This window comes from Paracoccus yeei ATCC BAA-599, assembly GCF_000622145.1.
In the GTDB taxonomy this organism is placed as follows: Bacteria; Pseudomonadota; Alphaproteobacteria; order Rhodobacterales; family Rhodobacteraceae; genus Paracoccus; species Paracoccus yeei.
The window spans coordinates 169,539-182,162 of record NZ_JHWH01000010.1; the positions used below are offsets into that span (position 1 = coordinate 169,539).

The following is a 12,624-nucleotide window of genomic DNA, read 5'->3' on the forward strand; positions in this document are numbered from 1 at the left end:
TCTGGGCGCTTGCCATTGCCGGATCGGTCCGGCGCGCCTATCTGGGCTGGGCTGCCCGCTTTCGGCCGGCGCCCAAGACGGAGAAGGACATGGACCCCATCATCGAGATCGACCGGCTGTCGAAACGCTACGATTCCGGGACCTCGGCGCTGAAGGACGTGTCGCTGTCGATCCGTCAGGGCGAGATCCTGGCCCTGCTGGGCCCCAATGGCGCCGGCAAGACCACGCTGATTTCCATCATCTGCGGGTTGGTCCGGCCCACCGGGGGCACGGTGCGCGTGGGCGGCCACGACATCCGCAGCGACTGGCGCGCGGCCAGGAAGCTGATCGGCCTGGTGCCGCAGGAGATCGCGCTGGAGCCCTTCGAGAAGGTCATCGACTGCGTGCGCTTCACCCGCGGGCTTTACGGCGAGGGCCCGGACGAGCCCTATCTGGAAAGCCTGCTGCGCAGCCTGGCGCTGTGGGACAAGCGTGACGCCCGCACGCGCGAGCTGTCGGGCGGCATGAAGCGGCGCGTGCTGATCGCCAAGGCGCTGTCGCATCGCCCGAAGGTGCTGTTCCTGGACGAGCCGACGGCCGGCGTCGACGTGACGCTGCGGCGCGAGATGTGGCAGGTGGTGCGCGACCTGCGTGCCCAGGGCGTGACCATCATCCTGACCACGCATTACCTGGAAGAGGCCGAGGACATGGCCGACCGCATCGGCGTCATCAACCGGGGCGAGCTTTTGCTGGTCAAGCCCAAGGCCGAGCTGATGGGCGAGTTCGGCAAGAAGCGCCTGACCATATCGCTGTACGAGCCGCTGGCCGCCCTGCCCGAAGAACTGGCCGACCGGCTGGCGCTGTCGGCCGACGGAATGGAGCTGGGCTATGACTATGACACCCGGGCCGAGCGGACCGGCATCGCCCGGCTTCTGGCCGAGCTGACCCAGCACGGCATCGCGGTGCGCGACGTCGCCACCAAGCAAAGCAATCTGGAAGAAATCTTCATGTCGCTGGTCGAGGACCGGCAGGAGGCGAGCGCATGAACTGGAACGCCGCACGCGCGATCTATGACCACGAGATGGCGCGCTTCTTTCGCACGGTCTGGCAATCGCTCGCCTCGCCCGTGCTGTCCACGGTGCTGTATTTCGTCGTCTTCGGCGCAGCCATCGGCGGGCGCATCCAGTCGGTCGAGGGCGTGGCCTATGGCGCCTTCATCGTGCCCGGCCTGATGATGCTGACCGTGCTGCAGCAATCGGTCAGCAACGCCAGCTTCGGCATCTATTTCCCGAAATTCTCGGGGACGATCTATGAATACCTGGTCGCGCCGACGGGCTGGGTCGAGGTCACGCTGGGCTTTGTCGGCGCCGCCGCCTCGAAGGCCGTGCTGATCGCGCTGGTGATCCTGGTGACCAGCTTCTGGTTCAACGGCATCCACATCGCCCATCCGGTCTGGATGCTGGCCTTTCTGACCCTGACGGCGCTGGGATTTTCGCTGCTGGGCTTCATCATCGGGCTTTGGGCCAAGTCCTTCGAGCAGCTGCAGATCGTGCCGATGATGGTCATCACGCCCCTGGTGTTCCTGGGCGGCGCGTTCTATTCGGCCTCGATGCTGCCGCCGTTCTGGGAAGGCGTGGCCAAGCTCAATCCGGTGCTTTACCTGATCTCTGGCTTTCGCTGGAGCTTCTTCGACATCGCCGACGTGCCGGTGGGCGTCTCGCTGCTGGCGGTCGCGGGGATGATCCTGGTCTGCCTGGGCATCATCCGCTGGATCTTCGTCACCGGCTGGCGGCTTCGCGAATAGGCGGGGCCTTGGGCGCCGAAAGGGCCAAAGGGGCCGCGAGGCGTTTCGTGGCGAACATCGCGGCCAGGCGGCGCTGATCCTGATGCTTGCGGGCGGTCTTTCTGCGGGTGGGTCGTCTGGTGGTCATCGAAACCTTTCATGAGTGTTGAATACGGCAAGGGGGGCCGCAGGCGGCGACCCCTTGCCGGGCGGGCAGGATCACCTGCCCCATGCGTCGGGAATCCGTCCGTCCCCGGTCTGGCCGAGTCAGGTCGGTCTGCCTGTGATCAGGTCTTCTTGCCGCGCTTGGCGGCGGGCGCCGGTTCCGGCGCGGCTGCCGCCTGGGCCAGGCGCGCGGCGCGCAGTTTTGCGGTCAGCTGCTGGCGACGCTCGGTCTGGTCGGCGATGATCTGCCGCGCCTCCGAGGTCGTGCGGTCCATCGCGGTCAGCGGGGCCGGCGCGCGGAACAGCCCCTTGGTCCCGTCCTTGGGTGCCATGGCGGCCTCCATCAGGGGTTCGGGCCGGCCGGGATCGGCCGGTCCCATCGTCATGCCGCAGGCGGGCCGGCGCCAGGGACGCCATGCCGCCGCAGTCGGTCCCGAGGCTTAGGCCAGGGCCAGGTTGCGCGCCGACTGGCGGCCGTCGCGACCCGATTCGATGTCGAAGGTCACCGCCTGGCCGTCAGCGACGGTGCGCAGGCCGGCGCGTTCCACGGCCGAGATGTGCAGGAACACGTCCTTGCCGCCATCTTCCGGGGCGATGAAGCCGAAACCCTTGGTTGCGTTGAACCATTTCACGGTGCCATTGGCCATCGTGAGATCTCCTTTTGTATGTCGCCCGCGAAATTGCGGCGACCCGGCTCGGTCAGATCAAAACGCAGTCTGAAGCCGAAAAGGAGACAGTGCAGAAGAAATAACGTTGCCCGCCCAAGATAGGGCGGACCGGCGCCAAAAACAACCCCCGACTGCGCATGCCGTGCCCGGCCTCAGCGCGGACACAGCTTGGTCTGCGGGTCCAGCCGGACATAGTCGCGGGCGCTGATCTTGTGCATCTTCAGCGAATGCTTCCATTCGCTGTTCCACTTGCGCAGGATGCCGCCGCGGTAAAAGCGGCCCATGATCTCGTCCACCAGGGGCGGGATGATGGTGGTGCCGGGGATGCGCGGGGCGTGAAAGCCGATGGTGGCGTTCGGGCCCAGGCAGGCATTGGGCAGCGTCGTGTAGATCGTGCAGGCCGAGCGGCAATAGCCCCGCACCTGCACCGGACGCCCGCTGGCCGCAAGCCTGTTGCGGTACTGCACCGCCTCGAGCACGTTGCCGCCCTTGTTGTTCAGGATGATGATCGGCTCGGCCTTGCCGCGCGGCTGGGCGGGGGCGGGACCGGGCAGCAGGGCCGCGACCAGGGCGGCGGCGACAAGCGGAAGCAGGCGGGACATGGCCAGTCTGGCCGGGGTCAGTCGGGGCATGGTGAGGGGGCGCGTGGTCATGACGCCAGCTTATGCCGCGAAGCCCGCCGGCGTCAAAATGACGTTCCGGCGAGCGCGCCGCCGGCCGCCGGGCCTGCGCTTGGCGCTTAACAAGCGCCCCGGCCCGCACTATATGCCGCCCATCATGAGCCAGAACCCGCCCCTGCTGCGCCCCGATCTAGCCCCCAGCCCGATCTTCGACACTACACGAAGGGACGGGCAACCGACCATCGGCATGGTCAGCCTTGGCTGTCCCAAGGCGCTGGTCGACAGCGAACGCATCCTGACGCGCCTGCGCGCCGAAGGCTATGCCATCAGCCCCGACTACAAGGGCGCGGGCGCGGTGATCGTGAACACCTGCGGCTTCCTTGATTCGGCCAAGGCCGAAAGCCTGCAGGCCATCGGCGAGGCGCTGGCGGAAAACGGCAAGGTCATCGTCACCGGCTGCCTGGGCGCGGAACCCGAATACATCACCGGCGCGCATCCGTCCGTGCTGGCCGTGACCGGCCCGCAGCAATACGAACAGGTGCTGGACGCGGTGCACCATGCCGTGCCCCCCAGCCCCGACCCGTTCGTGGACCTGCTGCCGGCTAGTGGCGTCAAGCTGACGCCGCGCCATTACAGCTATCTGAAGATTTCCGAAGGCTGCAACCACGCCTGCAAGTTCTGCATCATTCCCGACATGCGCGGGAAACTGGTCAGCCGCCCGGCGCACGCGGTGATGCGCGAGGCGGAAAAGCTGGTCGAGGCCGGGGTGCGCGAACTCCTCGTGATCTCGCAGGACACCTCGGCCTATGGCCTTGACCGCAAGTTCGCGACCGAGCGCGGCCATCGCGCCCATATCACCGACCTGGCCCGCGACCTGGGGTCGCTTGGCGCCTGGGTGCGGCTGCATTACGTCTATCCCTATCCGCATGTGCGCGACCTGATCCCGCTGATGGCCGAGGGGCTGGTGCTGCCCTATCTGGACATCCCCTTCCAGCACGCCCATCCCGACACGCTGAAGCGCATGGCCCGTCCGGCAGCGGCGGCCAGGACGCTGGACGAGATCGCGGCCTGGCGCGCAGCCTGCCCCGAGATCACCCTGCGCTCGACCTTCATCGTCGGCTATCCGGGCGAGACCGAGGCCGAGTTCCAGACCCTGCTCGACTGGCTCGACGAGGCGCAGCTGGATCGCGTCGGCTGCTTCCAATACGAAAACGTCAAGGGCGCGCGGGCGAACCTGCTGCCCGACCATGTGCCCGCCGAGGTCAAGCAGGAGCGCTGGGACCGCTTCATGGAAAAGGCGCAGGCGATTTCCGAGGCGAAGCTTGCCGCCAAGGTCGGACGCCGCATCGAGGTGATCGTCGATTCGGTCGATGAGGACGGGGCGACCTGCCGCACCAAGGCCGATGCGCCGGAAATCGACGGCAACCTGTTCATCGACGACGGGTTCGAGGCGCTGACACCGGGCGACATCGTCACCGTGACGGTGGACGAGGCCGGGGAATACGACCTCTGGGGCCGGCTCGACTAGAAGCGGTCCAGAAGCCGGCCCAGATAGTCGCGTTCATCCTCGGGCCGGGTGCGCTCGCCGCTGCGGCGGCGGATTTCCTCTTGCAGGTCGCGGGCGCGGCGCGCGGGATCGGGCCCTTCCGCCAGGGGGTCGCCGGTCGCGATCTGGCCGCCCTGCCCCTCGGTCGAGCGGCCCAGCGGATCGGTCTGGGGGCGGTTCTGATAGGGCTGGGCCAGGCCGCGCTGGCCGTTTCCTTCGCGGCTCTGACCTTCGGGGCCGCCTTCCTGCCCACCCTGCTGGGGCGCGCCCTCCTGCCCCGGCTGGTTCTGGGCCTGCATCTCGCCCAGGGCGCGCATGCCCTCGCGCATGTTCTGGATGGCCTGGGCCTGGCGCTCCATCGCGCCAGCGGGGTCGCCGTCGCGCAGGGCCTGTTCGGCCCCCTCCATCGCGCGGCCGGCGTCGTCCAGCGCCTGCCGCGCCTGGTCGCCGGGCTGGGTGCCGCGCCCCGGCAGCAACCCGCGCTGGCGGCCCAGCGCCTCGCGCAGCTCGCGCTGGCGGTCGGCCAGGTCCTGGTTCTGCTGGTCGCCCTGGCCCTGCTGGCCGTCCTGTCCGGGCTGCCACTGGCCGTACTGGTCCTGCATCTGGCGCATCGCCTCGTCCGCCAGGCGCTGCTGGTCGCGCAGCGTCTGCGCCAGCCGGTCCGAGGGACGCTCGCCCTCGCCGCCCTCGCCCGGCTCGCGGGTGACGCGCATGTTCTGCATCATGCGGTTGAACTGGTCCAGAAGCTCCTGCGCCTCGGCCATGCGGCCCTCGTTCATCAGGCGCTGGATCTCGTCCATCATCTGCTGGATCTGGTCGCCGGTGATGCGCTGGCCCTGCGCCTTGGGCGAGCGGTCGAATTTCTCGGCCGGGTCCTCGCCCTGCTGGGCCAGCATGTCGGTATAGGCGTCGGTCGCCTCGCGCAATTCGTCCATCAGGCGCTGGATCTCGTCGGGGCTGGCGCCGTTGCGGATCGCCTCGGACAGCCGCTCCTGCGCCTGCTGCATCCGCTCCAGCGCGTCGGCAAGCCCGCCGTCCTCAAGCGCGACGGCCGCGTCCCACAGGACCTGGGCCAGGTCGTTGCGCGAGTCCTCGGTCAGGGAACCGGCCTCCAGGACGCCGATCGCGCCGCGCAGACCCTGGGCCAGGGCCGGGTCCATGAAGCCCTCGGGCTGCCAGCTGACGGCGCGCAGCAGCTGGGCGCTGCGGGCCGCGTTCTCGCGCGACCACAGCAGGTCGCGGCGCAGCTCGATCAGCGCCGCCGCCAGCGGATCGAAAAAGCGCCGCCCCGGCAGGATCATCGCCACCGGCTGCGCACGGCCGGCCTGGTCGATCCCGTCGCGCACCTCAAGCGAGACGGTGACCGGCAGGTTCGCCCAGGGGTGGCGCGACAGGTCGGCGGTCAGCTGGCCCCGCAGGTCGCGGCGCGCCCCGGTCGCGGGCAGGGGCAGGTCCAGTTCGATGGCCGCGCGCGGCTCGGGTTCGACGGCCAGGCCAAAGCGGCGGTCGATCCCCGCCATGTCCAGCGCGATCACCGCCCGGCCGCGCGCGACGCCATTGTCGTCACTGGCCGAAAAGGGCTGGACGAAGCGGCCGTCGGCGCGGCGGTCGGGCTGGACCAAGGGCCCGACGGTCGGCGCGGCATCGGGGATCACCATCACCGGAAAGCGCCGGCCGGCGACCTCGACCGTGCCGTCGCGCTCGGCCAGGAATTCGGGCGCGGCGGGATCGGTGCCCGGCAGCGCCTCGCCGATGTCCTGCGCCACCGCCGTGCCCTCGCCATAGATGCGAAAGCTCAGCACCGTGCCCTCGGGCAGGCTTAGGGCCTCGCCCTCGGGCAGCGCGTTCAAATAGATCGTCGGCCGGCGGGTATAGGCTGGGGGCTCGGCCCAGCCCTCCCAGCCGGGCGCGGCCTCGACGTCGGGGCGGGTTTCGGGGGCGGGGCGAAAGGTCGCGCCCAGGGCCGCGATCCCCTGTCCGAAGCGACCGGCGGGGGCCAAGACCAGCGCCATGACCAGCGCGACCATGCCCGCCAGCCGCAGCGCGACCGGATCGCGCCAGCGCAGCCGCGCATCGGGCACGACGGGCTGCGCGGCGCCGGCCGCCCGCGCCGCCTGGCGCTGATGGGCCCGCCACAGGGCGGCGGCGCCCGGATCCTCGGCGCCGACGGCCACCTGATCGCGCAGCGCCGACAGGGGCCGCCCCGGCAGGGCCGCATCGACCCGGTCCCGCGCCGCCTCGGCCGAAGGGCGCCGGAACCGCCGCCAGCCCCGCACTGCAGCGACGACCAGGACCAGCAGCGCCAGGCCCATCGCCCAGGGCAGGACGGACAGGGGCAGGACATCGGCCAGGCCAAAGGCCAGCGCGGCGACCACTGCGGCCAGCACCACGCCCAGCGGCCAGAAGGCGACGGCCACCGCCTCCCACAGCATCGCCGCGCGGGTCAGGCCGACCGCGCGACGCACCTGGGGGGGATCGGGCCTATCCACGGGCAGTCATTCTTTCTTGTCCAAATATCCCACGGGGGTCCGGGGGTGTGAAACCCCCGGCTGCTTGGCACGGGCCCGGAGGGTTGATCCCCCCGGCACCGAGCCTGCGTCCGGGATAAGCGCCTAAAGCCATTCCGGGATGGTATCGCGTCCCAGCATTTCCTCAAGCGTCGGCCGCGCGCGGATGACGGCGAAGTGATCGCCCCGCACCAGAACCTCGGGTACCAGGGGCCGGGAATTGTATTCCGAGGCCATGACCGCCCCATAAGCCCCGGCCGAGCGCAGCGCGACCAGATCGCCCGCCGAAAGCCGCGGCAGGTCCACCGCCTTCTCGAACGTGTCGCCGGTCTCGCAGACCGGCCCGACCACATCGTGGGGGGCGACGGGCGTGCCCGGCGCCTGCTCGACCACCGGGACGATGTCGTGATGGGCGGCATACATGGCCGGGCGGATCAGGTCGTTCATCGCCGCGTCGAGGATCAGGAAATCCCGCCCCTCGCCCTCTTTCAGATAGATCACCGAGCTCAGCAGGATGCCCGCGTTCCCCGAGATGTTGCGCCCCGGCTCGATCTCGATCTCGCAGCCCAGATCGCCCACCGCCTCGCGGATGACCTGGCCGTATTCGATGGGCAAGGGCGGCGCGTTGTTGTCGCGGCGATAGGGGATGCCCAGGCCCCCGCCCATGTCGAGGCGCCGGATGTCGTGCCCGTCGGCGCGCAGGGCCCGGGTCAGGTCGGCCATCTTGGCATAGGCCAGCCGGTAAGGCTCGAGGTCGGTCAGCTGGCTGCCGATGTGCATGTCGATGCCGACGACCTCGATTCCCGGCAGGGCGGCGGCGCGGGCATAGACGTCGCGGGCGCGGGCGATGGGGATGCCGAACTTGTTCTCGGCCTTGCCGGTCGCGATCTTTTCGTGGGTTTTCGCGTCCACGTCGGGGTTCACCCGCACGGCGATGGGGGCGACCACCCCCAGCGAGGATGCCACCTGCGACAGCAGCTCCAGCTCCGGCTCGGATTCGACGTTGAACTGGCGGATGCCGCCGTCCAGCGCCATGCGCATCTCGGCCCCGGTCTTGCCCACGCCGGAAAACACGATGCGGCTGCCCGGCACGCCGGCGGCCCTGGCCCGGGCGTATTCCCCGGCCGAGACGATGTCCATCCCCGCCCCCAGGTCGCCCAGAAGCTTCAGCACCGCGAGATTGCTGTTCGACTTGACAGCAAAGCAGACCAGGTGGTCGGTCCATTCCAGCGCCTGCTGGAACAGCTTGAAATGGCGCGTCAGGGTGGCCGCGGAATAGACATAGACCGGGGTTCCGACCTGGGCCGCGATGACGGTCAGGGGCACATCCTCGGCATGGAGCAGGCCGTCCACATAGTTGAAGTGATCCATCAGACGATCCTGCGAGAGCGGATGAAAAGATAAAGCGGCAGGGCGCAGCCGATCCCCAGCGCCAGCGCCGGCAGGGTCAGAAGCGCCGCCCAGTTGCGCCGCACCATGGTCTCGACCAGGCACCACAGCGCCAGGGTGATCTGGGCCACGATCTCGCCCGCGCCGATACCCGACCACAGGTATTCCTCCGACAGCAGTTCGGCCGCGCCGCCGAACAGCGCCAGCGCCAGCCAGACAAGCCGCAGGGGGGTCAGGTCAAAGCCCTGTTGTGACACCGATCCGCGCCTCTCCGCTGACATGGACGCCCGGCTGGGTCCGGGCTTCGGGATCGGGCCGCGTGGGCGGGCCGTCGACGCCGCAGGCGGCCAGGGTCGCCAGCATCAGGGCCAGCGCGGCGATCAGGATGGAATGGGTCATGCCAGCTTCTCCTTCCAGCGCGCGATCTGGGCGCGGACCTGCACCGGCGCCGTCCCGCCATAGGACATGCGCGAGGCAACCGAATTATGCACGCCCAGAACGTTGTAGACATCCGCCGTGATCGCCGGATTGACCGATTGCATCTGCGCCAGCGTCAGTTCGGGCAGGTCCACGCCCGATTTCTCGGCCATGGCGACCAGCGCGCCGGTGGCATGGTGGGCGTCGCGGAAGGGCAGCCCGGCCTCGCGCACCAGCCAGTCGGCAAGGTCGGTCGCGGTGGAAAAGCCCGAACCCGCCGCCGCCTCCAGCCGGTCCTTGTTCGCGCTCAGGTCCGACAGCATCCCGGTCATCGCGGCCAGGGCCAGCATCAGGTTGTCGGCGGCGTCGAAGACCTGTTCCTTGTCCTCCTGCATGTCCTTGGAATAGGCCAGCGGCAGGCCCTTCATCACCACGAACAGCGCGACCGCCGCCCCCAGGATGCGGCCGATCTTGGCGCGGATCAGTTCGGCCGCGTCGGGGTTCTTTTTCTGCGGCATGATCGACGAGCCGGTGGAAAACCGGTCCGACATGGTGACAAAGCGGAACTGGGCCGAGGACCAGATCACCAGTTCCTCGGCCAGCCGCGACAGGTGGACGGCGCAGATCGCCGCCGAGGACAGGTACTCTAGCGCGAAATCCCGGTCGCTGACCGCGTCGAGGCTGTTGGCCATCGGCCGGTCGAACCCCAGCGCCTTCGCGGTCGCCTCGCGGTCGATGGGAAAGCCGGTCCCGGCCAGCGCCGCCGCGCCCAGGGGCGATTCGTTCATCCGCCTGCGCGCGTCCTGGAAGCGCGTGAGATCGCGGCCGAACATCTCGACATAGGCCATCATGTGATGGCCCCAGGTCACCGGCTGCGCGGTCTGCAGATGGGTGAACCCCGGCATCACCCAGTCCGCGCCCTGTTCCGCCTGCGACAAAGTGGCGCGGATCAGCGCGTCCAGCCCCGAAATCGCCGCGTCGCATTGGTCGCGCACCCACAGCCGGAAGTCGGTCGCCACCTGGTCGTTGCGCGAGCGGGCCGTGTGCAGCCGGCCCGCCGGCTCGCCCACGATTTCCTTCAGGCGCGATTCCACGTTCATGTGGATGTCTTCCAGTTCGGTGCGGAAGGGGAAATTCCCCGCCTCGATCTCTGACAAGACCGTGAGAAGCCCTTTCCCGATCGCCTCGGCATCGCTAGTGCTGATGATGCCCGTTGCTGCCAGCATCGCCGCATGGGCGCGGCTGCCCCGGATGTCCTGGGCATAAAGCCGCCGGTCGAAGCCGATCGAGGCGTTGATCGCCTCCATGATCGCGTCCGGGCCGGCGGCGAAACGTCCGCCCCACATCTGGTTGGCGGTGGAGGGCTGCTCGGTCATGGATTGGGCCTCAAGGGGGTGGAATGCGTTGGCTGGTTCTTTATACGGCACTGCTGATCGGTGCAAACGCCGGATGGGCGGGCGAGATCGACTGGCAGGCCGCGCATGACGGCGGGCTTGCCAAGCTGCAACAGACCGACCCGACCCCGGTGCCCGCGACGACCTTCACCGACCCCGAGGGGGGCACCCATTCGCTGGCCGATTACAAGGGCAAGGTGGTGCTGCTGAACTTCTGGGCGACCTGGTGCGCCCCCTGCCGCGAGGAGATGCCCTCGCTCGATGCGCTGCAGGCCGAGATGGGCGGCGAGGATTTCGCCGTGGTGGCGATTGCGGCCGGGCACAATCCCCCGCCCGCGGTGCGCAAGTTTCTGGAGGAGGAAAACATCACCCACCTGCCGGTCCTGCTGGACCCGCGCCAGGCGCTTGCGCGCGAAATGGGGGTAATGGGCCTGCCGGTGACGCTGCTGATCGACCGCGAGGGCAACGAGATCGCCCGGCTGATGGGCGGCGCCGACTGGTCGTCGGATACCGCCAAGGCGCTTATCCGCCAGGCGACAGCGCCTTGACGCGGGCGTGACAGGGGCAACTGGTCATGTGGTCGTTGACCAGCCCGCAGGCCTGCATGAAGGCATAGGTGATGACCGGGCCGCAGAAATTGAAGCCGCGCTTTTTCAAGGCCTTGGACATGGCTGCGGATTCGGGCGTGCTGGCCGGCACCTCCTTCATGCTGGCAAAGGCGTTCTGGATGGTGCGGCCGCCGGTGAAGGACCAGATGAAGGGCGTGAAGCCCTCGGCCGATTCGATCTCCAGAAACAGCCGTGCGCCCTTGACCGTCGCCTCGATCTTGCCGCGGTGGCGGACGATGCCGGGGTTCTTCAGCGCCGATTCGATCTGCGGCTCGCCCCAGCGGGCGACGCGCTCGGGGTCGAAGCCCTCGAAGGTTTCGCGAAACGCCGCGCGCTTGCGCAGGATGGTGATCCAGCTCAGGCCCGCCTGAAACCCGTCCAGCACCAGCTTTTCCCAAAGCGCGCGCGGGTCGCGTTCCGGCACGCCCCATTCGGTGTCGTGATAGGCGACATACAGCGGATCGGTCCCGCACCAGGCGCATCGGCCGTCATTCATTTCCGTTAACCCTGAGTCGAGAAATCCCCTGCGGTTTACCCGATGTTAGCGGATAATCGCCAGACTGCTGCTGAAGACAGGAGCCATGGCATGACCGACCCGATTGATCCCTCTGACGAACTCGGCTCTCCGCTGGACTTTGCCGTGGACCAGCAGTCCCGCCTGACGATGGCCACCGTGCGCCGCGCCGTCGCCCGGGGCGACGCGGTGCTGGCCTATCAGCCCGTCGTGCAGTCCGGCCGTCCCCAGCATGTCGCCTTTCACGAAGGGCTGATCCGCATCATCGACGAAACCGGCCGCATCGTGCCGCTGCGCGACTTCATGCCGCTGGCCGAAACCACCGAACTCGGCCGCCAGATCGACTGTCTCTCGCTGTCGCTGGGCCTGAAGACCCTGGCCGAGGAGCCCTCGATCCGGCTGTCGATCAATATGTCGGCGCGCTCGATCGGCTACCCCGCCTGGATCCGCACGCTGCGCCAGGGCATGAACGGCGACAGCAGCATCGGCGAACGGCTGATCCTGGAAATCACCGAAAGCTCGGCCATGGGCCTGCCCGAGATGGTCGGCAGGTTCATGAGCGAATTGCAGGCCAGCGGCGTCAGCTTCGCGCTGGACGATTTCGGCGCGGGCTATACCTCGTTCCGCTACCTGCGCGACTTCTGCTTCGACATGATCAAGATCGACGGCCAGTTCGTGCGCGACATTTCCGCCCAGCGCGACAATCAGGTGCTGGCCCGCGCGCTGCAATCCATCGCGCATCAGTTCGACATGTTCACCGTCGCCGAAATGGTCGAAACGGCCGAGGATGCGGCCTATCTGATCGACATGGGAATCGACTGCCTGCAGGGCTATTACTTCGGCGCGCCGACCATCGTGCCGCCCTGGCGCTCTCCGGGCACGGCGGCGAAACGGTTCTAGGCCGCGGGCCCAAGGCGGTGCGGAGCGCTCCGGGCCGGGGACATGGGCAAGACCCGGCGGACTGTCAGCGTTATCATCCATCAAGCCTGCCCAAGTGCGCTTGACGCCACGGCGCGAAACGGCAACCTGTCCTG

14 protein-coding genes are annotated in these 12,624 nt (G+C 68.7%); 5 read left to right on the plus strand and 9 right to left on the minus strand.

What is annotated here, in order from left to right; all coding sequences use genetic code 11:
* The first annotated feature begins 89 nt into the window (after positions 1 to 89).
* Both BU28_RS0107805 and BU28_RS0107810 read left to right on the plus strand, forming a co-directional pair.
* Positions 90 to 1,025, plus strand: a complete 936-nt coding sequence (locus BU28_RS0107805; protein WP_028718973.1) for an ABC transporter ATP-binding protein — start codon at positions 90 to 92, stop codon at positions 1,023 to 1,025.
* Positions 1,022 to 1,783, plus strand: a complete 762-nt coding sequence (locus tag BU28_RS0107810; protein ID WP_028718974.1) for an ABC transporter permease — start codon at positions 1,022 to 1,024, stop codon at positions 1,781 to 1,783. Before BU28_RS0107805 ends, BU28_RS0107810 begins: the two co-directional genes overlap by 4 nt.
* 266 nt (positions 1,784 to 2,049) lie before the next feature.
* Here the strand turns inward: BU28_RS0107810 and BU28_RS0107815 are convergent, their stop codons facing one another.
* The 3 genes from BU28_RS0107815 to BU28_RS0107825 all read right to left on the minus strand — a co-directional run bounded on the left by BU28_RS0107815 (position 2,050) and on the right by BU28_RS0107825 (position 3,248).
* The gene (locus BU28_RS0107815; protein ID WP_223850298.1) at positions 2,050 to 2,313 is read right to left on the minus strand and encodes a hypothetical protein; all 264 of its coding nucleotides are present in this window, start codon (positions 2,311 to 2,313) and stop codon (positions 2,050 to 2,052) included.
* 54 nt (positions 2,314 to 2,367) lie between these two features.
* Positions 2,368 to 2,574: a cold-shock protein gene (locus tag BU28_RS0107820; protein WP_028718976.1), complete on the minus strand. Its 207-nt coding sequence runs from the start codon at positions 2,572 to 2,574 to the stop codon at positions 2,368 to 2,370.
* Positions 2,575 to 2,747: 173 nt separating this feature from the next.
* Positions 2,748 to 3,248 carry a hypothetical protein gene (locus tag BU28_RS0107825; RefSeq protein ID WP_051578012.1) on the minus strand — a complete coding sequence of 167 codons (501 nt, stop codon included), beginning with the start codon at positions 3,246 to 3,248 and terminating at the stop codon, positions 2,748 to 2,750.
* A 124-nt stretch (positions 3,249 to 3,372) separates the two neighbouring features.
* On the opposite strand from BU28_RS0107825, the gene rimO reads away from it, so the two are divergent.
* Positions 3,373 to 4,743, plus strand: a complete 1,371-nt coding sequence (gene rimO, locus BU28_RS0107830) for a 30S ribosomal protein S12 methylthiotransferase RimO (RefSeq protein ID WP_028718978.1) — start codon at positions 3,373 to 3,375, stop codon at positions 4,741 to 4,743.
* Here the strand turns inward: rimO and BU28_RS0107835 are convergent.
* The 5 genes from BU28_RS0107835 to argH all read right to left on the minus strand — a co-directional run bounded on the left by BU28_RS0107835 (position 4,740) and on the right by argH (position 10,450).
* Positions 4,740 to 7,250, minus strand: a complete 2,511-nt coding sequence (locus tag BU28_RS0107835; RefSeq protein WP_028718979.1) for a DUF4175 family protein — start codon at positions 7,248 to 7,250, stop codon at positions 4,740 to 4,742. The two genes, rimO and BU28_RS0107835, sit on opposite strands and share 4 nt — an antisense overlap.
* A 123-nt stretch (positions 7,251 to 7,373) precedes the next feature.
* A complete protein-coding gene (gene lysA, locus BU28_RS0107840) occupies positions 7,374 to 8,639 on the minus strand; it encodes a diaminopimelate decarboxylase (RefSeq protein WP_028718980.1) in 1,266 nt (421 codons plus the stop codon).
* Entirely contained in the window at positions 8,639 to 8,914 is a 276-nt protein-coding gene (locus BU28_RS0107845; RefSeq protein ID WP_028718981.1) for a DUF2834 domain-containing protein, read from the minus strand. The genes lysA and BU28_RS0107845 overlap by 1 nt, the downstream gene beginning before the upstream one ends.
* Entirely contained in the window at positions 8,895 to 9,056 is a 162-nt protein-coding gene (locus tag BU28_RS25955; RefSeq protein ID WP_028718982.1) for a hypothetical protein, read from the minus strand. The genes BU28_RS0107845 and BU28_RS25955 overlap by 20 nt, the downstream gene beginning before the upstream one ends.
* Positions 9,053 to 10,450 carry an argininosuccinate lyase gene (gene argH / locus BU28_RS0107855; protein ID WP_028718983.1) on the minus strand — a complete coding sequence of 466 codons (1,398 nt, stop codon included), beginning with the start codon at positions 10,448 to 10,450 and terminating at the stop codon, positions 9,053 to 9,055. The genes BU28_RS25955 and argH overlap by 4 nt, the downstream gene beginning before the upstream one ends.
* Positions 10,451 to 10,473: 23 nt before the next feature.
* On the opposite strand from argH, the gene BU28_RS0107860 reads away from it, so the two are divergent.
* Complete coding sequence (locus BU28_RS0107860; protein WP_028718984.1) at positions 10,474 to 11,016, plus strand: TlpA family protein disulfide reductase; 543 nt, start codon at positions 10,474 to 10,476, stop codon at positions 11,014 to 11,016.
* On the opposite strand, the gene BU28_RS0107865 is transcribed toward BU28_RS0107860, so the two are convergent.
* Positions 10,991 to 11,572, minus strand: a complete 582-nt coding sequence (locus BU28_RS0107865) for a DNA-3-methyladenine glycosylase I (RefSeq protein ID WP_028718985.1) — start codon at positions 11,570 to 11,572, stop codon at positions 10,991 to 10,993. The genes BU28_RS0107860 and BU28_RS0107865 overlap by 26 nt on opposite strands.
* 90 nt (positions 11,573 to 11,662) lie before the next feature.
* On the opposite strand from BU28_RS0107865, the gene BU28_RS0107870 reads away from it, so the two are divergent.
* Complete coding sequence (locus BU28_RS0107870) at positions 11,663 to 12,490, plus strand: EAL domain-containing protein (protein ID WP_028718986.1); 828 nt, start codon at positions 11,663 to 11,665, stop codon at positions 12,488 to 12,490.
* Positions 12,491 to 12,624: the final 134 nt, after the last annotated feature.

What these genes read in the sequence shown, in the direction of transcription:
- BU28_RS0107815 (WP_223850298.1), bottom strand. Translation starts at nt 2,313, where the DNA reads ATGACGATGGGACCGGCCGATCCCGGCCGGCCCGAACCCCTGATGGAG.
- lysA (WP_028718980.1), bottom strand. Translation starts at nt 8,639, where the DNA reads ATGGATCACTTCAACTATGTGGACGGCCTGCTCCATGCCGAGGATGTG.
- BU28_RS0107865 (WP_028718985.1), bottom strand. Translation starts at nt 11,572, where the DNA reads ATGAATGACGGCCGATGCGCCTGGTGCGGGACCGATCCGCTGTATGTC.
- BU28_RS25955 (WP_028718982.1), bottom strand. Translation starts at nt 9,056, where the DNA reads ATGACCCATTCCATCCTGATCGCCGCGCTGGCCCTGATGCTGGCGACC.
- BU28_RS0107820 (WP_028718976.1), bottom strand. Translation starts at nt 2,574, where the DNA reads ATGGCCAATGGCACCGTGAAATGGTTCAACGCAACCAAGGGTTTCGGC.
- BU28_RS0107825 (WP_051578012.1), bottom strand. Translation starts at nt 3,248, where the DNA reads ATGACCACGCGCCCCCTCACCATGCCCCGACTGACCCCGGCCAGACTG.
- BU28_RS0107805 (WP_028718973.1), top strand. Translation starts at nt 90, where the DNA reads ATGGACCCCATCATCGAGATCGACCGGCTGTCGAAACGCTACGATTCC.
- BU28_RS0107870 (WP_028718986.1), top strand. Translation starts at nt 11,663, where the DNA reads ATGACCGACCCGATTGATCCCTCTGACGAACTCGGCTCTCCGCTGGAC.
- rimO (WP_028718978.1), top strand. Translation starts at nt 3,373, where the DNA reads ATGAGCCAGAACCCGCCCCTGCTGCGCCCCGATCTAGCCCCCAGCCCG.
- BU28_RS0107810 (WP_028718974.1), top strand. Translation starts at nt 1,022, where the DNA reads ATGAACTGGAACGCCGCACGCGCGATCTATGACCACGAGATGGCGCGC.
- argH (WP_028718983.1), bottom strand. Translation starts at nt 10,450, where the DNA reads ATGACCGAGCAGCCCTCCACCGCCAACCAGATGTGGGGCGGACGTTTC.
- BU28_RS0107860 (WP_028718984.1), top strand. Translation starts at nt 10,474, where the DNA reads ATGCGTTGGCTGGTTCTTTATACGGCACTGCTGATCGGTGCAAACGCC.